The organism is Rhizobium sp. BK112 (assembly GCF_014193215.1).
GTDB lineage: Bacteria > Pseudomonadota > Alphaproteobacteria > Rhizobiales > Rhizobiaceae > Rhizobium > Rhizobium anhuiense.
Window position 1 is genome coordinate 38,764 of record NZ_JACHYZ010000003.1, and the last position, 26,244, is coordinate 65,007.

Sequence of the window (26,244 nt, forward strand, 5' to 3'; positions counted from 1 at the left end):
CCCGGAGAACATCACTCGGCAGCCATTGCTGTCGGTATTTCCACCTCTTTCGTCGAATTTTCATGGCTTTCATTTTTCGTCGGCTTGATGCGGAACCAGCTGGCGTAGAGAGCGGGAAGGAAGAGCAGGATCAGCACGGTGCCGACCGCCGTTCCGCCGATCAGCGTATAGGCCATCGACCCCCAGAACACCGAGTGGGTGAGAGGAATGAAGGCAAGGACGGCGGCAAGGGCCGTCAGGATGACGGGACGCGTCCGCTGCACCGTCGCCTCGATGACGGCGTGATAATCGTCGAGACCAGCTGCCTTGTTCTCCTTGATCTGTTCCGTCAGGATCAGGGTGTTGCGCATCAGAATTCCCGCCAGCCCGATCAATCCGAGAATGGCATTGAAGCCGAAGGGTTTGTCGAAGAAGAGCAGGACCGGAACCGCCCCGGCAAGACCGAGCGGCCCCGTCAGCATGACCATGGTCATCGTCGACAGGCTGCGGACCTGCAGCACGATAACGATCAGCATGGCGGCAATCATCGCCGGGAAGATTTTGACGAGGGCGGCATTGGCCTTGAGCGATTCCTCGATGTTTCCGCCCATCTCGATACGATATCCTACAGGAAGCGAGGCGATCAGCGGCTGAAGCGCCTTTAGAATCTGCTCCGATACTTCGGGCGGCTGTGACGCCTCGTTGATATCGGACCGGATCGTGATGACAGGCGTGCGGTCGCGACGTTTCATGATCGGTTCTTCAAACCGGATTTCCGAGTGGCCGATCTGATCGAGCGGAACCTGCCGGCCATCACGGCTCATCAGCGAGAAGTCTGCCAATCGTGACGGGTCAAGCCGGTTTCCGCCGGCACTGCGTGCAACGACAGGCACGCTGCGGATATTCTCGCGAACCTCAGTGATCGGAATTCCGCTCAGCAGCAATTGCAACTGCTGGGCTGCCTCGGCCGGCGACAGGCCGATCAGGCCCAACCGATCCTGGTCGGGAACGAAGCGCAGCACCGGCGTGCGGTTTCCCCAATCGCGGTTTGCCTGACGCACATCGGGCACGCTCTTCATGATGTCGAGGGCTTTTTTGGAGATCTGGTACAATTGCTCCGGATCAGGGCCGGTAATCCGGAACTCGACCGGAAACGGCGTGTAAGGCCCGAAGACGAGTTGGGTGACGCGGACATAGGCTTCGGGGGCGAACCCGTCCGAAATGGCCGCACGCAGCCGAAGCTTCAACACCTCGCGTGTGTGAGCGTCAGGGGTCAGCACGACGATCTTGGAGAAAGACGGATCCGGCAATTCCGGCGCCATGGCAAAGAAGAAACGAGGAGCGCCCTGGCCGACATAGCTGGTGACGGTCTTCGCCTCCGGCTGCTTCAGCAGCCACCCTTCGAGCTTCTCGACCGTGGCCGTCGTCGTCTCGATGCTGGTGCCTTCGGGCATACGGACTTCGACGAGGACTTCGGGACGGTCCGACGTCGGGAAGAACTGCTTTTTCACCGCTCCCATTCCAACGACGGAGGTTCCCATGGCGATTGCGACCACCGCACAGGTGACGAACTTGTGGCGCACGGTGAACTCGATCAACCGCCGCAGGCGCCGGTAGTTCGGCGTGTTGTAGATGGCGTGATGGCCGCCTTCGACCGGCTTGATCGCCGGCAGCATCTTGACGCCGAGATAGGGCGTGAAGATCACTGCGACAATCCAGGAGACGATCAGGGCAAAGCCGACGACCCAGAAGATGTTGCCGGCATATTCGCCGGCGGTCGATCGGGCAAAGCCTACCGGCATCAGCCCGATGATCGTCACGAGCGTGCCCGACAGCATCGGGGCCGCGGTATGGCTCCAGGCATAGGCGGCCGCCTTGATCCGATCCATCCCCTCTTCCATCTTCACCACCATCACCTCGATGGCGATGATGGCGTCGTCGACGAGAAGCCCGAGCGCCAGGATGAGCGCACCGAGAGTGATGCGATCGAAGAACCGGCCGGTCTCCAGCATGATGAGGAAGACGACGGCAAGGGTGAGCGGGACGGCCAGAGCCACGACGATGCCGACACGCCAACCGAGACTGACGAGGCTGACGAACAACACGACGCCGAGCGCCATGGCGAATTTCAGCATGAACTCGCCGACGGCTTCCTCGATGTTGACGGCCTGGTCGCTGACCTTGGCCAGCGTCATGCCGAGCGGCAGGGTCTTTGCGATTTCGGAGGATCTTTCCTCCAGCGCCTTGCCAAGCTCCAGACCATTCCAGCCCTGTTGCATCACCGCGGCCAGCATGATGGCGGGCTCGCCGTCATGGCGGATGAGATAGGTGGCCGGATCCTGGTAACCGCGCCGCACTTCGGCAAAATCCGAGAGCTTCAACGTGCGCCCGGCCGCGACGATCGGCGTGTCTGATATCGCCTGGATGCTGTCATAGGCGCCATCGAACCGAATGAAGACCTGCGGGCCGCGCGTATCGATCGATCCCGCCGGCGTCACGGTGTTTTGCCGCTGTAAGGCGGCCGCAATGTCCTGGGCCGAAATGCCGAGGGTGGCGAGCTTGGCATAGGAGAATTCAACAAAGATCTGTTCGGGCCGCTCTCCGAGGATGTTGATCTTCTTGACGCCCGGGACATGCAGAAGATCCTGGCGGATCACCTCGGCCTGGCGCACGAGCTCACGCATCGGCATGCCCTTGGCCTTCAGCGCATAAAGACCGAAGCTGACATCCGAATACTCGTCATTGACAAAGGGACCGAGCACGCCCCGGGGCAGGTTCCGCGCCTCGTCTCCAAGCTTCTTTCGGGCCTGATAGAACTCCTCCTCGACTTCAGTGGCCGGCGTGCTGTCCTTCAACGTGACGGTCAAAAAGGCGTATCCCGGCCGCGTTGTCGTCTCGACGCGGTCGTACCAGGTGAGCTCCTGTAGGCGCTTCTCCAGCGGCTCTGCGACCAAATCCTGCATTTCTCGCGCTGTCGCGCCTGGCCACACGGCTGTCACGGTCAGGGTTTTGATGGTGAAGGAGGGGTCCTCGGCGCGCCCGAGCTTGACGAAGGCATAGGCGCCGGCGGCGGCCAGCAGAACGATGAAGAACAGCGTAACGGCCCGCTCGCGAACGGCGAGCGCGGAAAGATTGAAGCTCATCAGTTTGCCGCCTCTGCCTGTTCTACCTTGGTGCGCACGCTGGCGCCGTCCTGCAGCAGATGGGCGCCGAGAGCGACGACCGGCTCGCCTGATTTGACGCTGGAAACCACCGCCATCTCCTCACCCATCTGTTCGATTTTCACCTGCCTGAAGTGGACGGTCGAAGATGTCTCATCGAAGACCCAGACGCCGGTTCGGCTGCCATCGTCCAAGACGGCGCCGACCGGCACCGCGGCATGTGATTGGCCGCTGCTGTTGGAGATTCTGATCGTCACCGTCGCACCCAGCGGCGCCGACGCTGCGGCGCCATCCAGAACCCAACGCGCCTCATAGGTGCGGGTTTGAGGATCGGCAGCGTCGGAAATCTGCCGAAGCCGCGCCTTGTCCTGCCGGCTCTCGTTTCCGTAAATGCTGGCGTCGGCGATCTCGCCGATTTGCGGTCGCAGGGACTCCGGAAGCCAGACGAGCGCTTCGCGCGGACCGGCCTGCGCGAGCCGGACGACGGTTTGCCCCGCCGTCACGACCTGCCCCGGCTCTCCGAGCGTTTCGACAATGGTCCCGTCTGCATCAGCAACCAACAGAGAGTAAGTTGCGGCGTTTTCAGCGACCCTTGCGTCCGCTTCCGCCGCAGCCAGTTGAGCAGTCGCCGTGTCGAGCGCAGCCTTTGCCTGTTCATAACGCTGCGGCGAAGCCGCCGCCAATCCGCTTTTCGCCAAAGCAGCGTAGCGTCTCTCGTCGGCTTGCGCCTGGGTCAACACAGCCTGCGCGGAGACGACGGCATTGTGCTTCGCCGTCAGTGCGAGACGCAGATCGGTCTCGTCGATGCGCATCAAAGGCTGGCCGGCCTTGACCTGCTCGCCAACGTCCACATAACGCTGCATGATCTTGCCGGGCACACGAAATCCGAGATTGCTCTGCACCCGGGCGGCAATGGTGCCCGTAAAGGTGCGTTCGGCCGTTTCCGGCTTCTTCGCCTCCACCAGTTTGACGAACGGTGGCGCCATTCGTGGATCGGCGGCTTGCGCGCTTTTTTCCGAGGGTACTCCGACAAAGACGAGTGCCGCGGCGCTGGCAGCCGCCAGAAGGCCGAAAGAGGCGAGGAGGATTTTGCGGTTCATGTCAGTAAGCCTTCTTGACGGGCGCAGCCACTAAATTAGATTGCGATCTAACTCTAATTCTGTTATAGATGTCAAATGAAATCTAATTGGAGATCGCAATGAGAGTCAGTCGCGCTCAAGCCGAGGCCAATCGTGAAACGGTGATCAATGTCGCAAGCCGGCTCTTCCGGGAGCATGGCTTCGACGGCATCGGGCTGAAGGACCTGATGAAAGGGGCCGGCCTCACTCAAGGCGGGTTCTACAAGCAGTTCGAATCGAAGGATGATCTTGTGGCGCTGGCATCCGGGCGGGCAATGGAGAGCGCCATTCGCAGGTGGTCGAGGGTTGCCGCCGGCAGTGCCGATCCCTTCGCTGCGGTTGTCGGCATGTATCTGTCGACCGGGCACCAGGAAGAGAAAGGTGATGGCTGCCCCTTGGCTGCGCTTGGGTCTGATGCGGCGCGCCAGAGTGAAGAGGTGCGAGTTCCGTTCCAGAATGGCATCGAGGCGCATCTTCAGATTCTGGACGAATTGATCCCGGCGTCGGACGGCACGAAACCCTATGACAAGGCCATGGTCGTCCTGTCCCTGATGGTGGGCGCCGTAACCATCTCTCGTATCATGACCGATCAGGCCATGTCGGAGCGTCTGCTCGAAACCGCGGCTGATGCCGTCAAGCGCATCGCGGGCGAAACAGCGGAGGAATGAGATCCCGGCTCTGCACCGTCGTTGCCGAAAAGGATCAGCGCAGGCGAATGGCCTCACCGCTCCTCACCTGCGAATTCAGAGGTTCTCATGATCCATAACGCGGCACTCGCTCCGCGATGGGCCGGCGTAGACTTCGCGCCGGACTGAGGAACTCTTCGAGGCACGGCTCAAGCAATCCCTGCCTTACAAGCTCCTCGACATTATCGGCTGTGTTGTGGGCCGGGCCCACACCTGAACTGGCTACAGACATTGTTCCCGACCCATTAACGATCAACGGTCGCTTTACGGCGATCTCAGACGCCCGCACCGTGCCGCCAGCGTCAAGCTGCTCCTCGAATGCCCAGCCATAAATGACACCGCTCGCCAGTTGGAAATTTATGCAGGCGTGCTCCGCCAGTTGCTCGGGGGCACCGGGGTTTTTCGCGCCTTGAAAAATAGGCGAAGGAGCCGACCACAGTCATCGCCGAAGACTGGGTCAGGCGCACCGCCACCATGCCACCAAAGTTTTGAGGAAATGCATGCCGGATGGGCTTGCCACGACGCGAAAGATTTATATAGTCAAGAAATAAATATTCCGTACAGGAAACAAGAGGGAACGAAAATGGCTCTATCATGGCGTTTCTCCACCTTAGCGGATCGGCACCGCGCTCTTGGCTCGAAGCTCGAGGACTGGAGCGGCATGGGGACCGCCTGGACCTATGACAAGGACATGTCGGAAGAGCATGTCGCCGTCCGCACCAAGGCCGGCCTCATGGATGTCTCCGGCCTGAAGAAGGTGCACCTGGTCGGCCCGCACGCCATCGCCGTGCTCGACTACATCACCACCCGCGACCTGACGAAGATCTATCCCGGCCGCTCGGTCTATGCGACCATGCTGAACGAGCGCGGCCACTTCACCGACGACTGCATCGTCTATCGCACCGGCCCGAATTCCTGGATGCTGGTGCATGGCTCCGGCTCCGGCCACGAGGAAGTCGTCCGCCAGGCGGCAGGCCGTAATTGCGCCGTGCTCTTCGACGACGACCTGCATGACCTGTCGCTGCAGGGTCCGCTCGCGGTCGACTATCTCGCCAAATACGTGCCCGGCATCCGCGACCTCAAATATTTCCACCACATGCAGACGACGCTGTTCGGCGCGCCGGTGATGATCTCGCGCACCGGCTATACCGGCGAGCGCGGCTACGAGATCTTCGTGCGCGGCCAGGACGCCGTGATGGTCTGGGACAGGATCGTCGAGGAAGGCAAGGAGATGGGCATCATCCCCTGCTGTTTCTCGGTTCTCGACATGCTGCGCGTCGAAAGCTACCTGCTTTTCTACCCCTACGACAATTCGCAGATGTATCCCTTCGCCGATCAGCCGCCCGGCGACAGTCTCTGGGAACTCGGCCTCGACTTTACCGTCAGCCCCGGCAAGACGGGCTTCCGCGGTGCCGAGGAACATGCCCGCCTCAAGGGTAAGGAACGCTTCAAGATCTTCGGCATGCTGATCGATGCCGACGGACCGGCCGATCTCGGCGACGAGGTCTTTGCCGACGGCAAAAAGGTCGGCGTCATCACCTGCCCGAGCTATTCGTCGCTGACGAAGAAATCGATGGCGATCGCCCGTCTGGACGTTGACAAGGCGGTGCATGGGACGAAACTCGAAGTCCGCGGCAAGACCCTCAAGGCAGGCGCCACCGCCCACACGCTTCCCTTCGACGATCCGGAGAAGAAGAAGAGGACTGCCGTAGGTTAAGGAGCACGCGAATGCTCGTTGCAGGCATCAAGAGCCGACCAGTCTACGCGGGACTGACCATCCAGCCCAACGCCCGGCGGCACATTTTCGCGCTCGAAGGGGAGGGCGCCAAGGCTCTCCTCGATCAGCAACCGGCGCTTGACGAAACGGCGCTTTCCCGCAGCGAGATCCTCTATGTCGCCCGCGGCTCGCAAGGGTCCGGCCTGGACGAAGAGTTGGGCCGCCTCGGCGCCGACATGTTCTTCACGGCGCCGACCATCGCGACGCTGCTCTTCCGGTTGAAGGGTTCGCTCGCCACCGCCCATATGGGCACGCGGCTGTATATCTCGGGCACCGAAGGCTTCATCGGCCAGGCGATGCTCCTGGCGCTCGATTACGGCATGGACCATGCCTCCGTCATCACCGAGCACCGCGGCTCGCTGGCCCGGCGCGTGCAATGTGTCCATTGCAAGGGCATCACCGACGACGTCACCACCAGCCCCTTTGCCTGCAGCCATTGCGGGCTCCCGCTTCTGGTACGAGACCATTATTCTCGCCGGCTCGCCGCCTTCCAAGGCGTCAATATCGATGCCGAAGAGCCCGGCAGCGCGCCTGATCCGGAGGAGTTGTTCCTTTGAGCGGTGGTACTGAAATTCCTGTCCGCGTGGCGCGGATCACGCCGATCGCCGATCGCGTCAAGCGCTTTCGCTTCGAGCGCCTGGACGGCAAGCCGATGCCCTATTTCTCCGGCGGCGCGCATGTCATCGTCTCGATGAACGATGGTGGCCACATGCGCCGCAACGCCTATTCGCTGATGTCGCCGCCGCATGACTGCACAGCCTATGAGATCAGCGTGTTGCATGTCGAGGATTCACGCGGCGGCTCCACCTTCATGCATGAGAAGGTCAGTGAAGGCGACGAGCTGAAGGTCAGCTATCCCGTCAACCTGTTCCAGCCGGACTGGCGCGGGCGCAAGCATCTTCTGATCGCCGGCGGCATCGGCATCACCCCCTTCATCGCGATGATGGAGCAGTTTTCCCGCGAAGGCGCCAATTTCGAGCTGCACTACGCCATCCGCTCGCGCGATTGCGGCGCCTATTGGCGGGAACTCCTGGGGCGTTACGGCGGGCATCGCATCAAGATCTATTGCGACGCCGAAGGCGGCGCCATCCCGCTGACGCGCCTGCTCGACAGCCAGCCGCTCGGCACGCATCTCTATGTCTGCGGCCCATCCGGGATGATCGATGGCGTGCTGAAAACAGGCCTTAACGCCGGCTGGCCGGAACAGAACCTGCATTCGGAACGGTTCCTGTCATCGCTGCCCGGCAAACCCTTCACGATGGAACTGATCCGCTCCGGCAAGACCGTGAAGGTCGGCCATCACGAAAGCATGCTGGAGGCGATCGAGGCGGCGGGCGTCGACGCGCCCTTCCTCTGTCGCGGCGGCGCCTGCGGTCAATGCGAGACCGGGGTCGTCACCTGCGACGGCAAGCTGCTGCACCATGACGTCTATCTGACGAACGAAGAAAAGGCATCCGGCCGCAAGGTGATGATCTGCGTGTCCCGCTTCGAGGGAAACACGCTGCATCTTGATCTCTAGCGGCATCTGATAAAGCGGGACAAGGAGACCGAACATGGCAATCGCCTTCAAGCAGGAAACCTTCCGGAACGACTTCAGCTACCGCAACAGCCCCGAAAATATCCGGCGCTTCCCGTTTCCCTTCGACCGCGACGAATACATGTATTCCGTCAACATGGAGCCGCATGTGCGCGGCCGGGCGGGCACCGTCTACGAAAACCTGATCGACGTCGACGAGCATTATGTCGCCGAGATGCATGATCGGGCATTGGTTCTGAAGGAGGATCCGCTGCGCTATCAGGCGCTGCCGCACATGATGAGCGCGCAATGGGATACGCTCGAACTTTTGATGGAAGAGCAGGCGGCGGGTTACCCCGACCATTTCACGCTGATCCGCAACGGCGATCAGTGGCGCTGGATCAACCGGCCGCTCGGCATCGACGACAGCTTCACCTTCGGCGATGCCTCGACGCTGCCCTGCGAACCCTTCGAATATATCACCCGCCAGGCCCAGGGCGACTTCTGCATCGTCGATCAGCGCGACGGCAATCTCTGGATGGACGCCGGCATGGTGACGACGCAGGCCGACTGGTCGCTCGATTTCGATATCGGCATGAATTTCATGGAATGGCACGGGCCGGTGCCGCTCGCCCACCAGATCGGCGTCTTCGACCGGGCGCTGAAATTCCTGTTGAACCTGCAGCAGGGCAAACCGACACGGCGCTTCAACTGGACGATGACGATCAATCCGCGGCTCGACACCAGCCCGGAGAACTACCACAAATGGGGTCCCGATCGCACCACGGTGACGCCTGACAATGTCGGCGAGAAGGTGCATCTGCGCGTCGAGCTGCAGAGCCTCTGGCGCCTGCCGCGCTCGAATGCCATCCTCTTCGTCATCCGCTGCTACCTGATGAACATGGAAGAGCTCGCCACCGTGCCGAAATGGGCGCGCCGCTTTCCGCGCGTGCTGAAGACGCTGCCGCCGGAGCTCATCGACTACAAGGGCCTCACCCGCTTCCGCGAGACGACGATCGACTGGCTTTCCAAATATGACGACGGAGCTCCGACCAGTCCCGGCATCTATCCCGACTGACGCGCAGCGGTGCGCACCAGCGCCGCGTGCGGTTTCAGACGCGCAAAACAGGCAATGACATATAATCAAGAGGGGAATGCTTCATGACAAGAGTAGCCGTCATCGGTGCCGGTCCTTCCGGGCTTGCGCAGCTACGCGCCTTTCAATCGGCCGCCCAGAAGGGCGCCGAGATCCCGGAGATCGTCTGCTTCGAAAAACAGTCGGATTGGGGCGGGCTCTGGAACTATACCTGGCGCACCGGCCTCGACGAATATGGCGAGCCGGTCCATGGCAGCATGTATCGTTACCTCTGGTCGAACGGCCCGAAGGAATGCCTCGAATTCGCCGATTATTCTTTCGAGGAGCATTTCGGCAAGCCGATCGCCTCCTATCCGCCGCGCGCCGTGCTCTGGGATTACATCAAGGGCCGCGTCGAGAAGGCGAATGTCCGCCACTGGGTGCGCTTCAGCACGCCGGTGCGCATGGTCCGCTTCGACGATCAGACGAAGAAATTCACGGTGACGGCGCATAACCGCATCGAGGACCGGATGTATGACGAGGAATTCGATTATGTCGTCGTCGCAAGCGGCCATTTCTCGACGCCGAACGTGCCCTATTTCGAGGGTGTGAAGACCTTCAACGGCCGCGTGCTGCATGCCCATGATTTCCGCGACGCGCTGGAGTTCAAGGGCAAGGATATCCTCATCGTCGGCCGCAGCTATTCGGCCGAAGACATCGGTTCGCAATGCTGGAAATACGGCGCGAAATCGGTGACGACGAGCTACCGTTCAAAACCGATGGGCTTCAAATGGCCGGAGAATTTCGAGGAACGGCCGCTGTTGACCAAGCTCGAAAACCGCACGGCGCATTTCCTCGACGGCTCGAGCAAGGAGGTCGATGCCGTGATCCTCTGCACCGGATACCAGCACCACTTCCCCTTCCTGCCCGACGATCTCCGGCTGAAGACCGCCAACCGCCTCTGGGCCGACAGCCTCTACAAGGGGGTGATCTTCGACAAGAACCCGCAGCTTTTCTATATCGGCATGCAGGACCAGTTCTACACCTTCAACATGTTCGACGTGCAGGCCTGGTGGGCGCGCGACGTCATGATGGGGCGCATCACCCTGCCGTCGGAAGAGGCGCTGAAGGCCAATTTCGACATGTGGCGCGCCCGCGAAGAAACGCTTGAAGATGCCGAGCAGATGATCTGGTATCAGGGCGACTATGTGAAGGAACTGCTTGATGAAACCGACTATCCCTCCTTCGACATCGAGGGCACCAACCAGACCTTCATGGAGTGGGAACATCACAAGGCCCACAACATCATGGGCTTCCGCGACCATGCCTACCGGTCGCTGATGACCGGCAACATGTCGCCGACGCATCACACGCCCTGGGTCGAGGCGCTCGACGATTCCATGGAGGAATATCTGCGCAACTGATGAGGCAGGCCTGCATTGCCGGAGGAGGGTGGTCGTGCATTCTCTTCCGGCGCATGCGCCGTATTAAATGAGACGACATAAATCCATCTGCAACTCTTCTCTTCGGATGTGGCCTTCATGGATTTTCAAACGAGCATTCTCGGGCGCATGAACGGTTTTCTCTACCGCTGCCGCGCCGACGAAAACTACACCATGCTTGAAATGACCGACGGCATCGAGCGCATCTTCGGTTATCCCACCGACGAGATCATCGGCAATCGCACGCGGACCTTCACCTCGATCATGTACGAGGAAGACGTGCCTCTGATGGACGAGATCGTCGGTCGGGCGCTGGAGAAGCGCACGGACTGGACGATGGAATACCGCATCCGTCACGCCATGGGTCATCTCATCTGGGTCACCGAGACCGGCGGCGGCATCTGGGACGAGAGGGGCGAGCTTCTTTATCTCGAAGGCAGCATCATCAACATCGAATCACTCTATCAGCGAATCGATGAGCAGACCGCCGACATGCGCGTCACCGCCTCGAAGACCAATGAAATCCTGCAATCGCTGCGTTACCTGAAGCTGCTTGCCGTCAATGCCGGCATCGAGGCCGCCCGCGCCGGCACGGCCGGATCGGGCTTTGCCGTGCTGGCCGCCGAGATGCGCACGCTCGCCAACTCCTCGGAAGAGGCCGCACGCGCCATTTCCAATGCACAACGCAAGGCGGAAGGCTGAGCGTCACCCGGCGCAGCGGCAGATTTGCGGCTGACGTCGAAAGCCGCATTATTAACCGTGCGGTGCAGCTGGAGAACATAAAGCGTTTCCAATGGCTTGCCGCAATCTCGCCCTCGAAAAACCTCACGTCATTATGGGTAATGTTAAGGTCGCGTTAACTTTTTGTTAACCATAGCAGCGCTAGACATGGTCAACGATTTCTTCACATAGATGACCAAAGTGCTAACAGACGCTCGCTCTATCCGCATCAAGGGCCGCTCTTTCCTCGCGGTCATGCTGTCCCCGGATCTTCCCATCGATGATTGGTTGATCAGGCTGGACGATCTGGCCGCGCGTTCGGCCGGGTTTTTCCTCGGCCGGCCTGTCGTGCTCGATCTGACGGACCTGCAGATCGACCGGCCGCAGCTGAAGGACCTGATTGCCGAACTTGCCAAGCGCAATGTCAGCATCATGGGCATCGAAGGCGCGCGGCCTTCGATCCTCGGCTCCGGGATGCCGCCGGCGCTCAAAGGCGGCCGGTCGGTTTCCGATATCGAGGTTCCGGCCAAAGAGAGCGTCGATACGCCGGTCAAACCGGCAGCGGCGGAGACGCGCCCGGCCATGCAATCGATCGTCATTCGGGAGCCGGTGCGCTCCGGACAATCGGTGATATTCCCGGAAGGTGACGTCACCGTCATCGGATCGGTCGCCTCGGGTGCCGAGGTCATCGCCGGAGGGTCCGTGCATATCTATGGCGCCCTGCGTGGCCGAGCCATGGCGGGGTCCATCGGAAACGCATCGGCGCGGATCTTTTGTCGCAAGCTCGAGGCCGAGCTGGTTGCAATCGACGGCATCTACAAAATGGCGGAAGACATGGCCCCCAATCTTCGCGGACAGGCTGTTCAGCTCTGGCTCGAAGAGGACGCGATCATGGCAGAGAAACTGATCTGACGGCAGCGGTGCGCGTCTCTTCGAGAGCCGCAAAGGACGCTGTAACACTTTGAATTACTGGGGCCACGGCAAAGGAGAGACAATGATGGGGAAAGTGATCGTCGTCACGTCAGGCAAGGGCGGGGTTGGCAAGACCACCTCGACCGCCGCATTGGGAGCGGCGCTGGCGCAACGCAATGAAAAAGTCGTCGTCGTCGATTTCGACGTGGGCTTGCGCAATCTCGACCTCGTGATGGGCGCCGAACGCCGGGTCGTCTACGACCTGATCAACGTGATCCAGGGCGACGCCAAGCTTACCCAGGCGCTGATCCGCGACAAGCGTTTGGAAACGCTGTTCCTGCTGCCGGCCTCGCAGACGCGCGACAAGGACAATCTGACGGCCGAGGGCGTCGAGCGCGTCATCAACGACCTGAAGCGCTATTTCGACTGGATCATCTGCGACAGCCCCGCAGGGATCGAACGCGGCGCGACGCTTGCCATGCGGCACGCCGATGTTGCCGTGGTCGTCACCAATCCGGAAGTCTCGTCGGTGCGCGATTCCGATCGCATCATCGGCCTGCTGGATGCCAAGACCGCCAAGGCCGAACGCGGCGAGCGGATGGAAAAGCACCTGCTGCTCACCCGCTACGACGCCAACCGCGCCGAACGCGGCGACATGCTCAAGGTCGACGACGTCCTTGAAATCCTTTCCATCCCGCTGCTCGGCATCATACCCGAAAGCATGGATGTCCTGCGTGCCTCCAACATCGGCGCGCCGGTCACGCTGGCAGACAGCCGCAGCGCGGCTGCTATGGCCTATTTCGATGCCGCTCGCCGGCTCGCCGGCGAGACGGTGCCGATCGCGATCCCAGAGGAAAAGAGGAATATTTTCGGCAAGATCTTCGGACGGAGGGCAGCATGAATATTTTCCGTCTTTTCAACAAGCAGAGAACAGCACCGGCCGCCCGCGAACGGCTGCAGGTCCTTCTCGCCCATGAACGTTCCTCGGCGGGGTCGGACCTGGTCTCGCTGCTGCGTGAGGAAATCCTGGCGGTGATCGCAAAACACGTGCAGCTCGACCATGACAAGGTGCAGGTGACGATCGATCGCAACGAGTACGTCTCGACGCTGGAAATCGACGTCGAAATCCCGCTGAATGCAGCCGTGCAGGCGGCTTGAAAGATAGCGCTGCCTGTCGTGTCGACAGGCGGCGCCGACAGTCAGGACTTTCTGGCTTTGCGATTGGCGTAGCGCAGGTCGCGTTCGGCCTTTCGGGCCGCTTCATCGGCAATCACGCGGGCGATCCGGTCTTTGTCAGCCGCTTCGCGCGCGTCGGCCTCGGCGCGTGCGGCGGCCTCGGCGGCAGCCTGACGCTCGGCTTCTGCGGCCTGAGCCCGCTCCAGTTCCTCGAGCTTGACCCGTTCGCGCGCAGCACGCCGTTCTTCCCTGGCCGCGGCAATGGCCTGGCGCTCCGCCTGCTTGGCGAGCCGGGTGGGTTCAGCCGTATCCTTGGCGGTACGATACGCATTGAGGAGAGCGGCCTTGGCTTCGGCAGCGGCGCTGCGGCGATCGGCAAGCTCGTTGTTTCTGGCGTTTTTCAAATCTGTTTCCTGACTGTTGGATGTCTGGCCCGAAGGTCAGATTTTCTTTTTCTTTGCGGCAAGAGCGGTAACCGCTGTCAAGCGATCCTGCAACTCCTTGGCCTCGCGGGCTTCGCGTAACCGCAAGGTCTTTTCCTCGCGGGCCCGCACCGTCTGATCGACTTCTTCAACCGCACGGCTTCGCGCCAGGAACTGCGATTGCGCGTTTCCAAAGGCAATCTCCGCCTGCTTGCGTGATTTGCTATGTGACTCTGTCATATCCGTCCTGGATTCATGCGCCGCTCAGCGAACGCAACAAAAAGGCCAGGCAAATTGCCTGACCTTGATAGTATCATGCTTTCGGCAGTGCCGGTACATCCGCGGTCAAAGGAAAGCAGATTTCAGCTCAGGCAGCCTGGAGATTGCAAGCGGACATTTTGCCCGACTTGTTATCGCGCTCAAGCTCGTAGCCGATCTTCTGGCCCTCGACGATTTCGCGCATTCCGGCGCGCTCGACGGCAGAGATGTGAACGAAGGCGTCAGCGCCGCCGTCATCAGGCTGAATGAAGCCGAAGCCCTTGGTGGAATTGAACCATTTAACTGTGCCAGTGGTCATAACCAACCCTTTCATAGCAATTGACAGACCGCACGTGCGCAAGCACGGCGGATGATGATCTCGATTTTGAAGAGGGAAGTTCGTCCAGGGCACGTTGCCAGCGTGCGATAACAAAAGTCAAACAAGCAATATCGACAACCGGGATATAGTCATCCAAGTCGAATTTGTCAACTTTTAGTTTTTCAGGAACGCGCATTCGCCAACAGGTTGCAAATCAGCCGCTTTGCATGCCAAAAAAGTCGATCGCCGCCTCCGCCCTCAAAAAACAGGGGTTACGAGCGCGGCCGCGTCTTCTGCGGGTCGTAATGCGAAGGCGGCACGATCGTCGCCGGCAGGCGCTTCTGGTGGCCGTCGAGCTTGCCGATTTCGACCTCGGTGCCGGGGCTTGCATGCATCACGTCGATGCGGGCGAGCGCGATGGTCTTGCCGAGAACAGGCGAGCGGGTGGCACTGGTGACGACGCCGACCTGGGCCCGGCCGATATGGACGCAATCACCATGGCCGACGGCCTCGTTGGCCTTGATGTCGAGGCCGACGAGCAGGTGGCGCGGATGCTCCTTGCGCCGGATCAGCGCCTCACGGCCGATAAAATCATCCTGCTTGGATTTCAGCGGCACGGTGAAACCGATGCCGGCCTCGAACGGGTCCGTCTGGTCGGTGAATTCGTGATGGGCGAAAATCAGGCCCGCCTCGATGCGGACCATGTCGAGCGCCTCCAGCCCCATCGGCTTCAACCCATGCGGCTGGCCTGCCTCCCAGACGGCGTCGAACACCGTCAGCGCATCCTTCGGATGACAGAAGATCTCATAGCCTAGCTCGCCGGTATAGCCCGTGCGCGAGACGACGACAGGGGCGCCCTCGAAGCCGCCGATGCGACCGACGGTGAAGCGGAACCATTCGAGCTCGCCGATTTCAGGCTGGCGCGGCGCCGTCCAGATGATCTGCTTCAGGATATCGCGGCTCTTCGGCCCCTGGAGGGCGATATTGTGCATCTGGTCGGTCGAGGAGCGGACCCAGGCCTTGAAGCCCTTCTTCTCGGCCTGTTGACGCAGCCATATGCCGCTGAAATCATCGCCGCCGATCCAGCGGAAATTCTTGTCGCCGAGCCTAAACAGCGTGCCGTCATCGATCATGCCGCCGTTTTCGTAGCACATGGCGGAATAGACGACCTGGCCGGTCGACAGTTTGCGCACGTCGCGCGTCAGGCAATATTGCAGCAGTTCCTCGGCATCCGGCCCCGTCACCTCGAACTTCCGCAAGGGCGAGAGATCGATGACGGCGGCGCGCTCGCGGCAGGCCCAATATTCCTCGACCGGCCCTTCGCTGGAAAAGCGGTTCGGCAGCCAGTAGCCGCGATATTCGGCGTAGTCCCGCGTCAAGGCGGAGAGGCGAGGATGAAAGGCGGTTTCGCGCGTCAGTTCGGCGTCGGCATCTGGGGTCATGCGATAGGCTACCGCTCGTGAGAATTTCTCTTTTCCGGAAAAGGTGCGGACGTGGATATCCGTCGGATCCCAGCCGTTCGCCGCGTCGATATCGTCGGGACAGGACGAGGAGACGCAGACGAGATCGGTCAGCGCCCGCATCAGCACGTAATCGCCGGGACGCGACCATGGCTCGTCGAGATAGAGCTGGTTGTTGTGGTCGATGTTGGTGTTGTAGAAATAATTCAGCGCTTCCCAGCCCTTGCGGCCGGCAATGCCGTAGGGCGCCAGCGCCGCGTTGAAATTATCCGTGCAGTTGACGTGGCCGGGATAGCCCATGTCGTCGTAATAACGCGCATTGCAGGCGGTCGCGAAAGCGTCGTGACGGCCGACCGTATCCTGGACGATCTCGACCAGCGGCTCGAAGTCGCGGTCGAAGGCCTTGGAGGGCAGGCCAGGCATGGGATAGCTGCGGCCGAGCAGCGTGCGGGTGACGGTGGAATCAAGCGCGAGATCGAGGCCTTTGTCGACCTTGCGGGCGGCAAACGCCTGGAAATCGGTGCACTGGCGTCCATAGACGTCGATGATCTGGATGAATTCGCCGGCACGTACGAAATAGGCAGCGGCGGTCGCCGCCCGGATGCGGATATCCTCGACCGGATCGGCGACCGGTTCCGGCAGGGCCGAGGCGTAATCGCGGATCAACAGGCTGCGCTTGATCCTGATCTCGATCGGCGTCGCCGTATCCTGCGCCTCCGGCGACATGGCCGCGGCGGGTGCCGCGACGATCAGCAGGCCCTTCATGGCAATCGTGAAATCCGCTTGGCTGCCCGGGGTCGATCCCGCCCCGAAAATGCGAAGCGCTCCGGCCGAAGCCAGATCGGCGCCGCGGCGCTGAAGCGCTACGCGCGTGCGGGCGGCGCTCTCATGCTCTGCCTGAAGAATGGCCTTCAAACCCTCGGCTGAATTGCTGAATGCCGCACCAAGACCGGCCGCCCGGAATCGTCCCTTTTCGTCGAGGAAAGAGATCTCGCAGACCTGCCCGCCCTCGCTGTCGATGACGCTGACGCGGTCGCCCGGCGCGACGCGCATGACGACCGATCCGCCGCCCTTTGCCCGGTAGCGCTCGGTTCCCTCCGGCAGAGTGGGAATGCCGGGATAATGCACGAGGCTCGCAGTCGCCGGGCGCAGGCCGTTCATAGCAGGATGAAGTTCTCGCATGCTGCCCTCATGGGGGATCGGCGTACCCTGGGGCACACCCATACAGGTTACAAAATGCCTCGGGAAAGTAAAGTCATGTTGACTAAAAAGAAAATATCTTCACTATGCATAAAGAGTTGAGACTCGGGGAATCCGTCGGGAACACGGATCGCCAAAATCATCCGGGCCGGCTTGAGACTGTCAGGGAGACACGTTCAGGGAGACGTACAAAGATACGTCCGGAACAAATCGAATGGGGAATTTCACCGATGACAGATGTTGTGGAGGCCGGAATTGCATCCGGCACCGAGGGTAAGCTTGTACGCGCGCTCGATTGGAAGGGCGCATTCTGGGTGGCTGCGGGCGTGCCGCCGCTCGTTCTTTTCTCCATCGGCGGTATCGCGGGCACGACGGGCAAGCTCGCCTTCGTCGTCTGGATCATCTCGATGGTGATGGGTTTCCTGCAATCCTTCACCTATGCCGAAATCGCCGGCATGTTCGGCAACAAATCCGGCGGCGCCTCGGTCTATGGCGCCACCGCCTGGCTGCGTTATTCGAAATTCATCGCGCCGCTGTCTGTCTGGTGCAACTGGTTTGCCTGGTCGCCGGTGCTGTCGCTCGGCTGCGCCATCGCCGCCGGCTACATCCTCAATGCCTTCTACCCGATTCCGGCGGCGGATTCGCAAATGGTCCTCGACTGGATCGCCGCCCATGCCGCTTCCATCACGGCCGATAGCCCCCGCGTCGCCGAATATATCGCAGCCCATGCCGGCACCACCCCCGATGACGCCGTCAAGGCATTGCTCAGCACCGACGGTGTCGCGGCGCTCACGCCGGCGATCCGCAACTGGTCGCTCGTCACCTTCAACATCCCCTTCCTTGCCACCGCCAATATCAATGCCACCTTCTTCATCGGCGGCATCCTGATGCTGATCATCTTCGCGATCCAGCATCGCGGCATCTCGGAAACGGCCAGCGTACAGAAGTGGCTGGCAATCATCGTGCTGGTGCCGCTGCTGATCATCGGTCTTTACCCGATCGTCAGCGGCCAGATCCTTGCCACCAACGTCACCGGCCTCGTGCCGCCGACGGCTGCCTATGCTGCCGCCGACGGCACCTGGAGCAACGGCGGCTGGACGCTCTTCCTCGGCGGCCTCTATATCGCCGCCTGGTCGACCTACGGCTTCGAGACGGCGGTCTGCTACACCCGCGAACTGAAGAACCCGAAGACCGACACCTTCAAGGCGATCTTCTATTCCGGCCTTGCCTGCTGCCTGTTCTTCTTCCTCGTGCCCTTCGCCTTCCAGGGCGTTCTCGGCCATGCAGGCATGCTCGCCCCCGGCATCGTCGACGGCACCGGCGTTGCCGAAGCGCTCGGCGGCCTGATCGGCGCCGGCCGGATCGTCACCCAGCTGCTCGTCGTGTTGATGATCATGGCGCTCTTCCTCGCCATCATGACGGCGATGGCCGGCTCGTCGCGCACGCTCTACCAGGGCTCGAAGGACGGCTGGCTGCCGAAATACCTCGACCACGTCAATGAGAATGGCGCGCCGACGCGGGCGATGTGGACCGATTTCGCCTTCAATCTCTTCCTGCTGGCAATCGCCTCGGATGTCGGCGGCTATTTCTTCGTGCTCGCCGTCTCGAATGTCGGCTACATCATCTTCAACTTCCTGAACCTCAACTCCGGCTGGATCCACCGGGTGGATTCCGGCCATATCGAACGCCCCTGGAAGGCGCCGACGTGGCTGATCGGCCTCAACACCGTGCTCGCCTTCGTCAACGCCCTCTTCCTCGGCGCCGGCGCCAAGGTATGGGGCTATTCCAATGCGCTCTGGGTCGGCTTCATCTTCGCCGCCCTGATCCTGCCCGTCTTCGCCTATCGCCACTATGTGCGCGACGGCGGCAAGTTCCCGGCCGGCGCGATGGAGGATCTCGGTCTGGTCGGCCAGGATCTCGGCGTCAAGAAAGCCGGCATCCTGCCTTACCTGGCGCTCGCCGGCGGCTTGGCGATCGTCCTGATCGCCAACGTGATCTTCCAGCTTCCGGCCTAAAATCGCCTCCCAAGCAGCAAGGCCGAAAAGCCGCCATGGAAACATGGCGGCTTTCTTCGTTGGTGTTGCAGACCGGGCGAGACGACTCATCCGGTTATGGGCGGAGACTCAGCGGCCGCCCTCGATCTTGCGGTGGCGCTGGTTGATGCCGCCCTTGCCGTAGGGATAGTCGAACGGCTGAGGGGCGCTCACCTCGTTCAATCTTGCCATGTCATCATCGGAGAGCTTGAGCTTCATGGCGCCGAGATTGTCGGCGAGCTGTTCGGGCGTGCGGGCGCCGAGGATGACCGAGGTGATCGCCGGCTGTGCCGCCGTCCAGGCGAGCGCCACCTGCACCATGCTGACGCCATGCCCCTTGGCGATCTCTTCGACAACAGCGATGATCGCCCAGGTTCGCTCCAGCGCATTGCGCGGCGCATAGGATTCGCCGCCGCGATTGGGGTTTTCACCGAGGCGGGTAGCACCCGTCGGCATCTCGTCGCGCTTGTACTTGCCGGTCAGCCAGCCGCCGCCGAGCGGCGACCACGGCAGCAGGCCCATGCCGGCATCCTGGCAGGCCGCGACAATCTCAAGTTCGATGTCGCGCACCAGCAGGTTATATTGCGGCTGCAGCGTCACCGGGCGGGTATAACCGCGTGCCTTGGCGATTTCCGAGGCCTTGGCGATGTGCCAGCCGACATAATTGGAGAAGCCGTAATAGGCGATCTTGCCGGAGGAAACCGCATCGTCGAGAAAGCGCAGCGTCTCTTCGATCGGCGTCAGCGCATCCCAGGCATGCATCTGATAGAGATCGATCTGCTCAAGGCCGAGGCGGCGCAGAGAATCGTCGAGCGCCTGGCCGAGATGCCGGCGCGACAGGCCGATATCGTTGGGTCCGTTGCCCATCGGGAAACGCCCCTTGGTGGCGACGATCGCCTGGCGGGCCTCGGTCGGGCGCGCTTTCAGCCAGCCTCCGATGATCTCTTCCGACTTGCCGGCGCTGTAGACATCGGCGGTATCGATGAAATTGCCGCCCCAGGCGAAATAATCGTCGAGCAGTTTATGCGAGGCGGCCTCGTCAGCCTCCGCGCCGAACGTCATGGTGCCGAGGCAATAGGCGGTGACGACGGTCCCGCTGGGACCGAGCTTGCGATAGTCCATTTCTTCCTCCTCATGCGGATACCCGCAGCCGACGCGCAAACGGTCGGGGTAGAAGCCGGGGCTCCTGCAATCAATGACAATATTGAGCTTGAGGCGGCCGCTTGCCGCCGGATGACGTACCGCGCCCTGAGCTCGCAGCGCAGGGGCGAGGGGGAGCATAGCCAATCCCGCCCTCGCGACAAGTGAGAAAAAAATTTTCCCGCCTGCCGTCGCAGCCGGCGACGGTTACGGATTTTGCGAAAACGAGCCGGCGATCAGATCGGCCGCAGCAACCCCGGTCTCGTAGGCGCCGTGCGCCGTTGAATAGCGCGACGTCGAACAGGCTTCGCCGGCAAAGAAGATCCGCCCGTCATGCGGCGCGGCGAGACGGCCGCGCAAATTGGACGCGCCGGGTTCGGCATAGGAATAGGAGCCGCCGATATGCGGCACAGCGGCCCAGGCCGACAGTGCGGCGACCGACAATTGCTTGCGAATGTCAGCGCCGAAATGCGCTGCCAATTCGTCGCACGCGAAGGAAAAGGCGGCCTCGCTGCCTTGCCCTTCCAGATCATGCGCGAGGTCGCCAGCAAAATAGGCCTCGACGACAGGCGCGCCGAACGGCCGGAGCTGATAGGTGCCGGTCGCGCCGCGACTGGTGGAGCCGAGCATATGCGTATCCGCCGGCAGCGCCTCCCGATTTGCGAGCCTCAGGAAGAGCTTGTCGGCGAGGCCGAGCGGCAAACGGGCTGCCGCCTCGATCTTGTCAGGCAGAGGCGGGTCGAAGGCGATCCTGCCGGCGGCAAGCACATTCGTCGATACGGTCACCAGCACCGCGCGGGCGCTCAGCACACCGCGGTTCGTCTCGACGTCGATACGGCCGGCATGACGGTGGTCGATGCGCGTGACCTCGGTGCCGAGCCTTGCCGGAACCGGCTTGCCGTAACGCGAGACCAGCGTTCCATAACCCTCGCGCACCCGCCAGTCGGGACCGGGGCCGGGATCATATCTGTTGTAATCGACGATTGACGACCGCTCCAGCTCGGCGCCGGTGATATAAGTGCCGATCGCCCGGATCTGGCCGTTCCAGGGATTGCCGGGCTCGAGCAACTCGGCCATGGCGGCGTCATTCCCCTCATGGCTCTCGAGACGCTCGAAATAGGCGCCGATCGCCTGCCTTGCGGCATGCATCTCCGCGCCATCGCGCTGAAGCTGGCGTCCGCCGTCGTTCCAGGGCGCCGGCGTGCGGTCGACCGTCAGTCCGACCTCGCCGGCGATCGCAGTCCAGGCATTGGTCCGCGCGCCATGCAGCCAGCCGCAGCCGAGATCGAGCGCAATATCGGCGTCAGGCAGTCCAACCGTCCAGGCGCGCCCGCCGAGACGATCGCCGGCTTCAAGCAGGAGGATGGACAGATCCGGGCGGAGCGCCTGCAGGCGGCGGGCGGCGGCAATGCCGGCAGCTCCACCGCCGATGATGACGACATCCGCGTCGGCACCCTTGCTATCGTCACCAGGCATCTATTTTCCTTCGGTCGTGCGACGGTTAAGTGGAAAGGGTCAAGGCAGTGCCGCTTCGCTATTGCAGCTGTTCCAGAAGCCGCCGGAGCGCTGTCCGCAGATCGTCCATTTGCTGCTGGCTGGTCAAGGCGGCCCAGCTTTCATCGACGCGCCGGCCCGCCGCCATCGCTATCGGCCTGACTCCTTGTCCTTTTTCCGTCAGAAACACCAGCCGGCCGCGCCGATCGTTCGGATCGGGCCGGCGCTCGACATAACCCAAGCGCTCGAGTTCTTCCACGGCCTGGGTCATCGTCTGCTTGCGAACACGGGCGAGCTTGGTCAGCTCGCTGACCTGAATGCCCTCGGGTCGCGCGAAGGTGAAGACGTTGGCGTGCGGCGGGCGGATATCTCCGTAGCCGGCCTCATCGAGTGCCGCTTCGACGGCCTGCGTCCAATGCTGATGGACCAGACGCAACAACAGGCCAAGGGACGAAGACGCCATGAAACCCCCGCGGCAATATAGACAGTTACCTGTCTATGTGATAAATGGACAGTTGCCTGCCTATATAGCACGAAAGCGCGGAGCTCCATATGCCGACCATCGATATTCTCACCTCGTTCATCTCCTACGAGGAACTGGGGGAGGGCGACCCGATTGTCTTCCTCCACGGCAATCCCACTTCATCGCATCTCTGGCGGAACATCATGCCAGGCGTCGGGCCAGGCCGTTGCCTGGCGCCCGATCTGATCGGCATGGGACGCTCCGGCAAACCCGATATCGACTATCGCTATGGCGATCACATCGCCTATCTCGACGCCTGGTTCGAGGCGCTTGGCCTCGACGACGTCGTGCTCGTCGGCCACGACTGGGGCGGTGCGCTGGCATTCGACTGGGCTTCGCGCCACGCCGAACGTGTGCGCGGCATCGCCTTCATGGAAACCATCCTGCGGCCGATGAGTTGGGAGGATCTGCCAGGCGGCGGAAAGGCGCGTTATGAACTGTTGCGGGGCGCCGGAACAGGCGAGGCCAAGGTCCTCGATGAAAATTTCTTCATTGAGCAGGCCTTGCGTGCAACCACGCTGAAAGGGCTTAGCGATGCCGACTGGGATGTCTACCGCGCTCCCTATCCGGACCGTAACAGCCGGCGCCCGCTGCTGGAATGGCCGCGCGCCATGCCCATCAACGGCGAGCCGGCCGATGTGGTCGCCAGGATCGAGAACTATGACCGCTGGCTTTCCGCCAGTCCTCAGACTCCCAAGCTGCTGCTGACCTTCGACGGGCCTGCCGAAACGCTGTTGATCGGCAGCGAGATGATTTCGTGGTGCCGCGACAACATCGCAGGCCTGGAGACCAGGGGGTGCGGGCCTTCGCGCCACATTGCCCCTGAGGACCAGCCCGAGGCGATTGCCGCCGAAATCAAAAGCTGGATCGACAGGAGGGGTCTCAGGGCAGCGCAGCCGAAGGTCGAGTCTCAGGTATAAAATCTGCGTCTGCGTCACCGTGACTGCGCCATGACAGACTGTTGCAATGTTGAGCCGGTTCATGGGCGGGATCAATCAGCCGCTGTGAAGGTCCAATGCCCCGTTTCGATCGACGACGCTTTCTTCTCGCCTGGCTTCGCGCGCCGTTGCGCATCGCTTCGATCACACCATCAGGCCCCCGCCTTGCGGGCCTGATGACCAAGGAAATTTCTGCGCTCACCGGGCCGGTTCTCGAACTCGGTCCGGGCACCGGCGTTTTCACCGCGGCCCTTTTGCAACGCGGCATTGCCGAGCGGGATCTGACGCTGGTGGAATACGAGCGTGATTTCGCCACGTTGTTGCAGGACCGCTTTCCCGATGCCAGGGTGCTGCAGGTGGACGTGCGGCAGATGTGGAAGACGTCGCTTTCCGGAAGTTTCTTCGGCGGCGTCGTCAGCGGGCTTCCGCTTCTTGCCATGCGGCCGGACGACGTGCAGGCGCTGCTCGAGGACTGCTTTGCCAACCTCAGGCCGCACGGCGCCTTCTATCAATTCACCTACGGGCCGAAATGCCCGGTGCCTGCCGAAATCCTCGACGCCCTCGGCCTTGTCTCAAAAAGATCGGCTGGACGTTGCGCAATATTCCGCCGGCCGCGGTCTATCGCATCAGCCGCCGCTACCAGCCAATGGCCCTGATCGAGCAGCGCCGCGCATGATGACGGATACGATCCTTTCCGACGAAGCGGCGCTCTTGCATTCGATACGCCACGGGCACCGCAGACTTGCTTGAGGGTGATATGGTTTCCACCTATGGATCGACGGCCCCGACAAGCCCCCATAGGCCCTGCGACAGGAATGTGAGATGCGCATATTACTGATCGAGGATGAACCTCAAATGGCCGCAGCACTCCGAGGGGCGCTCACCAGGCACGACATGGTGATGGACCACGTTTCGAGCTTGGGCGACGCCGAACTGGTGATCGGCGACGGCGCCTATGACGCCGTCCTCCTGGATCGGCAGCTGCCAGACGGCGACGGTCTTGAGCTTATTCCGAAGATCCGCAAAAGGGGATTGACGCTACCGGTCATCGTCATCACCGCCAAGGGAGAGGTTCCAGACAGGATCACCGGCTTGGAGACCGGCGCCGACGATTACCTCGCCAAGCCCTTCGTCTTCGACGAACTTCTGGCGCGGCTGCGTGCCGTCATGCGCCGCTCCGAAACCTTGCGCCCCGCGCTGATCTCGATCGGCCGGCTTTCATTCGATCCGACCTATTGCGAGATCATCGTCTCCGGCCGGCGTCTGGAAATGCCGCGCCGGGAAGCGCTGGTGCTCGAATGCCTCGTGCGCCGGGCCGGCCGCATGGTGCCGCGACCGGCCTTGATGGAAGCGGTTTTCGGCTTCGACGACGAGATCCAGTCGAACGCGCTCGATTCCCACATATCGCGGCTGCGGCGCAAGCTGGCAGCGTCGCAGGCGGGCGTGGTCATCAACGTTATCCGGGGCGTGGGTTATCTCCTGCGTGAGGCATCATGAGCAAACATTGCTCCTATTCGCTGCACAAGCGGCTGTTCTGGCGGCTTCTTGCCGTCCAGTCGGTCGTGCTCATCCTGGTGATGATCGTGCTGATCTCGGTGGCCAAGATATGGGATTACCGGTCGACGGAAGGTACGATCGAGATTCTGCGCCAGGCCGTCTTCCGCCAGCCCACCGGAGCGTTGGGCCTGAGGGAGACCGAGGATATCAGGCAGTTGCGGAAAGATGCGCCCGATCTCTGGTACACCATTCGCGACATGCAGGGGCATGTTTTGACCGAGGGCCGGATTCCGGAAGAATATGCCAGCATCGGCAATACGCTCGATCATGTCCGCCAGGCGCGCTTCGGCGAGAATCTCGGCGACCACGACCGTCCGGCGGCAAGGATGAAGTGGATTGCGATGGATGGGGGACAGGTGCAGTTCCTGACCGGCACCGACGGCCCCAACCCGCTCGCCCCTTTCCTGTTCGGCGTTTCGCTGATCCTTGCGAAAATGGTGATTCCCATCGTTGCGGTGATGGCGTTGGGAGCGCTGATCGCAACGCCGCTCGTCGTGCGAAGGTCGCTGGTCGGGATCGACCAGGCCGCGTTGCAGGCCGATACGATCGATATCGACCAGCGCGGCGGCCGGCTCTCGGCAGACGATATTCCCGACGAGATCGCGCCGCTGGTGCGTGCCGTCAACCGCGCGCTCGGCCGTCTCGACGAGGGGTATGAGCGGCAGGAACGGTTTCTGACCGACGCCGCCCATGAACTGCGCACGCCAATCGCCATTCTGAATACGAGAATTGGATCCCTGCCGCACAGTTCGATCAAGACCGACCTTCTGGAAGATGCCGCAAGGCTCGCCGTCCTCACCGAGCAGATGCTCGATCTTCAGCGGCTGAAACAGGGCAAGGTCCAGTTCAGCAAGGTCGATTTGGGGCAGCTGGCGCGCAAGGTCATCATCGAGATGGCGCCGCTGGCCTTTGCCGCCGGTTATACGGTGCAGTTCGAGGTCGACGGCGCCGGAGAGATCGACGGCGATCCTCTGGCGCTGCAGCGCGCCCTGATGAACATCCTGCAGAACGCGATCAACCACGGCGGCAGGAAAGGCATCATCTCGCTGACGTCAGGCTGCAACTGGATCGAGGTCAGCGACGAGGGACCAGGCATTCCCGCCGATGTCCGGGATCGGATATTCGAGCCCTTCTTCAAGCGCCATCATGACGGACGCGGCGCTGGCCTCGGCCTCAATCTGGTTCGCGACATCATCCGTTTGCATGGCGGCGAGGTGACGATCGACAACCGCAATCCCGGCGCGGTCTGCCGGTTGAGCTTCCCGCTGGAGAGGGCCGCAGGTGGGGACACTCCACAGCGGCTGGCGCGAGTGATGGATTCAATCGCCTCTCCGTGAC

At 61.9% G+C, this 26,244-nt stretch carries 24 protein-coding genes and 1 pseudogene; 15 read left to right on the forward strand and 10 right to left on the reverse strand.

Annotation, left to right across the window (positions count from 1 at the left end; translation table 11 throughout):
* Positions 1-11 precede the first annotated feature (11 nt).
* Complete coding sequence (locus FHT75_RS09620) at positions 12-3,122, reverse strand: efflux RND transporter permease subunit (protein WP_047613352.1); 3,111 nt, start codon at positions 3,120-3,122, stop codon at positions 12-14.
* Positions 3,122-4,240 (reverse strand): efflux RND transporter periplasmic adaptor subunit, encoded by a 1,119-nt coding sequence (locus tag FHT75_RS09625; RefSeq protein WP_047613351.1) that lies wholly within the window; start codon positions 4,238-4,240, stop codon positions 3,122-3,124. The genes FHT75_RS09620 and FHT75_RS09625 overlap by 1 nt, the downstream gene beginning before the upstream one ends.
* 98 nt (positions 4,241-4,338) lie before the next feature.
* Between FHT75_RS09625 and FHT75_RS09630 the strand changes: the two genes are divergently transcribed.
* Complete coding sequence (locus FHT75_RS09630) at positions 4,339-4,926, forward strand: TetR/AcrR family transcriptional regulator (protein WP_047613349.1); 588 nt, start codon at positions 4,339-4,341, stop codon at positions 4,924-4,926.
* Positions 4,927-5,246: 320 nt separating this feature from the next.
* On the opposite strand, the gene FHT75_RS09635 is transcribed toward FHT75_RS09630, so the two are convergent.
* Positions 5,247-5,540 carry a hypothetical protein gene (locus tag FHT75_RS09635; protein ID WP_155295714.1) on the reverse strand — a complete coding sequence of 98 codons (294 nt, stop codon included), beginning with the start codon at positions 5,538-5,540 and terminating at the stop codon, positions 5,247-5,249.
* Between FHT75_RS09635 and FHT75_RS09640 the strand changes: the two genes are divergently transcribed.
* From FHT75_RS09640 to minE, 9 genes are all read left to right on the forward strand, one after another.
* Positions 5,528-6,661 carry an aminomethyltransferase family protein gene (locus FHT75_RS09640; protein WP_183844842.1) on the forward strand — a complete coding sequence of 378 codons (1,134 nt, stop codon included), beginning with the start codon at positions 5,528-5,530 and terminating at the stop codon, positions 6,659-6,661. The two genes, FHT75_RS09635 and FHT75_RS09640, sit on opposite strands and share 13 nt — an antisense overlap.
* An 11-nt stretch (positions 6,662-6,672) precedes the next feature.
* The gene (locus FHT75_RS09645; protein ID WP_183844841.1) at positions 6,673-7,278 is read left to right on the forward strand and encodes a dimethylamine monooxygenase subunit DmmA family protein; all 606 of its coding nucleotides are present in this window, start codon (positions 6,673-6,675) and stop codon (positions 7,276-7,278) included.
* Positions 7,275-8,240 (forward strand): PDR/VanB family oxidoreductase, encoded by a 966-nt coding sequence (locus FHT75_RS09650; protein WP_183844840.1) that lies wholly within the window; start codon positions 7,275-7,277, stop codon positions 8,238-8,240. Before FHT75_RS09645 ends, FHT75_RS09650 begins: the two co-directional genes overlap by 4 nt.
* A 34-nt stretch (positions 8,241-8,274) precedes the next feature.
* Entirely contained in the window at positions 8,275-9,315 is a 1,041-nt protein-coding gene (locus tag FHT75_RS09655) for a heme-dependent oxidative N-demethylase family protein (protein ID WP_047615087.1), read from the forward strand.
* An 83-nt stretch (positions 9,316-9,398) separates the two neighbouring features.
* Entirely contained in the window at positions 9,399-10,736 is a 1,338-nt protein-coding gene (locus tag FHT75_RS09660) for an NAD(P)-binding domain-containing protein (RefSeq protein WP_047613343.1), read from the forward strand.
* A gap of 117 nt (positions 10,737-10,853) precedes the next feature.
* A complete protein-coding gene (locus FHT75_RS36255; protein WP_047613341.1) occupies positions 10,854-11,456 on the forward strand; it encodes a PAS domain-containing protein in 603 nt (200 codons plus the stop codon).
* A 210-nt stretch (positions 11,457-11,666) separates the two neighbouring features.
* The gene (gene minC / locus FHT75_RS09670; RefSeq protein WP_047613339.1) at positions 11,667-12,386 is read left to right on the forward strand and encodes a septum site-determining protein MinC; all 720 of its coding nucleotides are present in this window, start codon (positions 11,667-11,669) and stop codon (positions 12,384-12,386) included.
* A gap of 85 nt (positions 12,387-12,471) precedes the next feature.
* Complete coding sequence (gene minD, locus FHT75_RS09675) at positions 12,472-13,287, forward strand: septum site-determining protein MinD (RefSeq protein ID WP_018448670.1); 816 nt, start codon at positions 12,472-12,474, stop codon at positions 13,285-13,287.
* Positions 13,284-13,544 carry a cell division topological specificity factor MinE gene (minE, locus tag FHT75_RS09680; RefSeq protein WP_003574994.1) on the forward strand — a complete coding sequence of 87 codons (261 nt, stop codon included), beginning with the start codon at positions 13,284-13,286 and terminating at the stop codon, positions 13,542-13,544. The genes minD and minE overlap by 4 nt, the downstream gene beginning before the upstream one ends.
* A 41-nt stretch (positions 13,545-13,585) precedes the next feature.
* Here minE and FHT75_RS09685 read toward each other — a convergent pair whose 3' ends face one another.
* From FHT75_RS09685 to FHT75_RS09700, 4 genes are all read right to left on the reverse strand, one after another.
* Positions 13,586-13,966, reverse strand: coding sequence for a DUF6481 family protein (locus tag FHT75_RS09685; RefSeq protein ID WP_047613336.1), 381 nt, complete (start codon positions 13,964-13,966; stop codon positions 13,586-13,588).
* Between the two features lie 36 nt (positions 13,967-14,002).
* Positions 14,003-14,224: a hypothetical protein gene (locus FHT75_RS09690; RefSeq protein ID WP_047613334.1), complete on the reverse strand. Its 222-nt coding sequence runs from the start codon at positions 14,222-14,224 to the stop codon at positions 14,003-14,005.
* Positions 14,225-14,351: 127 nt separating this feature from the next.
* Positions 14,352-14,561 carry a cold-shock protein gene (locus FHT75_RS09695; RefSeq protein ID WP_003548109.1) on the reverse strand — a complete coding sequence of 70 codons (210 nt, stop codon included), beginning with the start codon at positions 14,559-14,561 and terminating at the stop codon, positions 14,352-14,354.
* A 272-nt stretch (positions 14,562-14,833) separates the two neighbouring features.
* Positions 14,834-17,203, reverse strand: coding sequence for a DUF1989 domain-containing protein (locus tag FHT75_RS09700; protein ID WP_183844839.1), 2,370 nt, complete (start codon positions 17,201-17,203; stop codon positions 14,834-14,836).
* Positions 17,204-17,451: 248 nt separating this feature from the next.
* Here FHT75_RS09700 and FHT75_RS09705 point away from each other — a divergent pair, with 248 nt between their 5' ends.
* Positions 17,452-19,236: an APC family permease gene (locus FHT75_RS09705; RefSeq protein WP_183844838.1), complete on the forward strand. Its 1,785-nt coding sequence runs from the start codon at positions 17,452-17,454 to the stop codon at positions 19,234-19,236.
* Positions 19,237-19,344: 108 nt separating this feature from the next.
* On the opposite strand, the gene FHT75_RS09710 is transcribed toward FHT75_RS09705, so the two are convergent.
* The 3 genes from FHT75_RS09710 to FHT75_RS09720 all read right to left on the reverse strand — a co-directional run bounded on the left by FHT75_RS09710 (position 19,345) and on the right by FHT75_RS09720 (position 22,351).
* Positions 19,345-20,376: an aldo/keto reductase gene (locus FHT75_RS09710; RefSeq protein WP_183844837.1), complete on the reverse strand. Its 1,032-nt coding sequence runs from the start codon at positions 20,374-20,376 to the stop codon at positions 19,345-19,347.
* Positions 20,377-20,601: 225 nt separating this feature from the next.
* Positions 20,602-21,870, reverse strand: coding sequence for a flavin monoamine oxidase family protein (locus FHT75_RS09715; RefSeq protein ID WP_183844836.1), 1,269 nt, complete (start codon positions 21,868-21,870; stop codon positions 20,602-20,604).
* A gap of 58 nt (positions 21,871-21,928) precedes the next feature.
* Entirely contained in the window at positions 21,929-22,351 is a 423-nt protein-coding gene (locus FHT75_RS09720) for a MarR family winged helix-turn-helix transcriptional regulator (protein ID WP_047613328.1), read from the reverse strand.
* An 89-nt stretch (positions 22,352-22,440) separates the two neighbouring features.
* Between FHT75_RS09720 and FHT75_RS09725 the strand changes: the two genes are divergently transcribed.
* The 4 genes and pseudogenes from FHT75_RS09725 to FHT75_RS09740 all read left to right on the forward strand — a co-directional run bounded on the left by FHT75_RS09725 (position 22,441) and on the right by FHT75_RS09740 (position 26,243).
* Positions 22,441-23,331 carry a haloalkane dehalogenase gene (locus FHT75_RS09725; RefSeq protein ID WP_183844835.1) on the forward strand — a complete coding sequence of 297 codons (891 nt, stop codon included), beginning with the start codon at positions 22,441-22,443 and terminating at the stop codon, positions 23,329-23,331.
* Between the two features lie 95 nt (positions 23,332-23,426).
* Positions 23,427-24,025: pseudogene (locus FHT75_RS09730) on the forward strand (class I SAM-dependent methyltransferase).
* Positions 24,026-24,171: 146 nt separating this feature from the next.
* Positions 24,172-24,846, forward strand: a complete 675-nt coding sequence (locus FHT75_RS09735) for a response regulator transcription factor (protein ID WP_097544644.1) — start codon at positions 24,172-24,174, stop codon at positions 24,844-24,846.
* Complete coding sequence (locus FHT75_RS09740) at positions 24,843-26,243, forward strand: sensor histidine kinase (RefSeq protein ID WP_183844834.1); 1,401 nt, start codon at positions 24,843-24,845, stop codon at positions 26,241-26,243. The genes FHT75_RS09735 and FHT75_RS09740 overlap by 4 nt, the downstream gene beginning before the upstream one ends.
* The last annotated feature ends 1 nt before the right edge of the window (position 26,244 follow it).

What these genes read in the sequence shown, in the direction of transcription:
- FHT75_RS09620 (WP_047613352.1), bottom strand. Translation starts at nt 3,122, where the DNA reads ATGAGCTTCAATCTTTCCGCGCTCGCCGTTCGCGAGCGGGCCGTTACG.
- FHT75_RS09740 (WP_183844834.1), top strand. Translation starts at nt 24,843, where the DNA reads ATGAGCAAACATTGCTCCTATTCGCTGCACAAGCGGCTGTTCTGGCGG.
- FHT75_RS09645 (WP_183844841.1), top strand. Translation starts at nt 6,673, where the DNA reads ATGCTCGTTGCAGGCATCAAGAGCCGACCAGTCTACGCGGGACTGACC.
- FHT75_RS09640 (WP_183844842.1), top strand. Translation starts at nt 5,528, where the DNA reads ATGGCTCTATCATGGCGTTTCTCCACCTTAGCGGATCGGCACCGCGCT.
- FHT75_RS09710 (WP_183844837.1), bottom strand. Translation starts at nt 20,376, where the DNA reads ATGGACTATCGCAAGCTCGGTCCCAGCGGGACCGTCGTCACCGCCTAT.
- FHT75_RS09635 (WP_155295714.1), bottom strand. Translation starts at nt 5,540, where the DNA reads ATGATAGAGCCATTTTCGTTCCCTCTTGTTTCCTGTACGGAATATTTA.
- FHT75_RS09655 (WP_047615087.1), top strand. Translation starts at nt 8,275, where the DNA reads ATGGCAATCGCCTTCAAGCAGGAAACCTTCCGGAACGACTTCAGCTAC.
- minE (WP_003574994.1), top strand. Translation starts at nt 13,284, where the DNA reads ATGAATATTTTCCGTCTTTTCAACAAGCAGAGAACAGCACCGGCCGCC.
- minC (WP_047613339.1), top strand. Translation starts at nt 11,667, where the DNA reads ATGACCAAAGTGCTAACAGACGCTCGCTCTATCCGCATCAAGGGCCGC.
- minD (WP_018448670.1), top strand. Translation starts at nt 12,472, where the DNA reads ATGGGGAAAGTGATCGTCGTCACGTCAGGCAAGGGCGGGGTTGGCAAG.
- FHT75_RS09725 (WP_183844835.1), top strand. Translation starts at nt 22,441, where the DNA reads ATGCCGACCATCGATATTCTCACCTCGTTCATCTCCTACGAGGAACTG.
- FHT75_RS09735 (WP_097544644.1), top strand. Translation starts at nt 24,172, where the DNA reads ATGCGCATATTACTGATCGAGGATGAACCTCAAATGGCCGCAGCACTC.
- FHT75_RS09700 (WP_183844839.1), bottom strand. Translation starts at nt 17,203, where the DNA reads ATGCGAGAACTTCATCCTGCTATGAACGGCCTGCGCCCGGCGACTGCG.
- FHT75_RS09630 (WP_047613349.1), top strand. Translation starts at nt 4,339, where the DNA reads ATGAGAGTCAGTCGCGCTCAAGCCGAGGCCAATCGTGAAACGGTGATC.
- FHT75_RS09715 (WP_183844836.1), bottom strand. Translation starts at nt 21,870, where the DNA reads ATGCCTGGTGACGATAGCAAGGGTGCCGACGCGGATGTCGTCATCATC.
- FHT75_RS09695 (WP_003548109.1), bottom strand. Translation starts at nt 14,561, where the DNA reads ATGACCACTGGCACAGTTAAATGGTTCAATTCCACCAAGGGCTTCGGC.
- FHT75_RS09660 (WP_047613343.1), top strand. Translation starts at nt 9,399, where the DNA reads ATGACAAGAGTAGCCGTCATCGGTGCCGGTCCTTCCGGGCTTGCGCAG.
- FHT75_RS36255 (WP_047613341.1), top strand. Translation starts at nt 10,854, where the DNA reads ATGGATTTTCAAACGAGCATTCTCGGGCGCATGAACGGTTTTCTCTAC.
- FHT75_RS09705 (WP_183844838.1), top strand. Translation starts at nt 17,452, where the DNA reads ATGACAGATGTTGTGGAGGCCGGAATTGCATCCGGCACCGAGGGTAAG.
- FHT75_RS09625 (WP_047613351.1), bottom strand. Translation starts at nt 4,240, where the DNA reads ATGAACCGCAAAATCCTCCTCGCCTCTTTCGGCCTTCTGGCGGCTGCC.
- FHT75_RS09720 (WP_047613328.1), bottom strand. Translation starts at nt 22,351, where the DNA reads ATGGCGTCTTCGTCCCTTGGCCTGTTGTTGCGTCTGGTCCATCAGCAT.
- FHT75_RS09690 (WP_047613334.1), bottom strand. Translation starts at nt 14,224, where the DNA reads ATGACAGAGTCACATAGCAAATCACGCAAGCAGGCGGAGATTGCCTTT.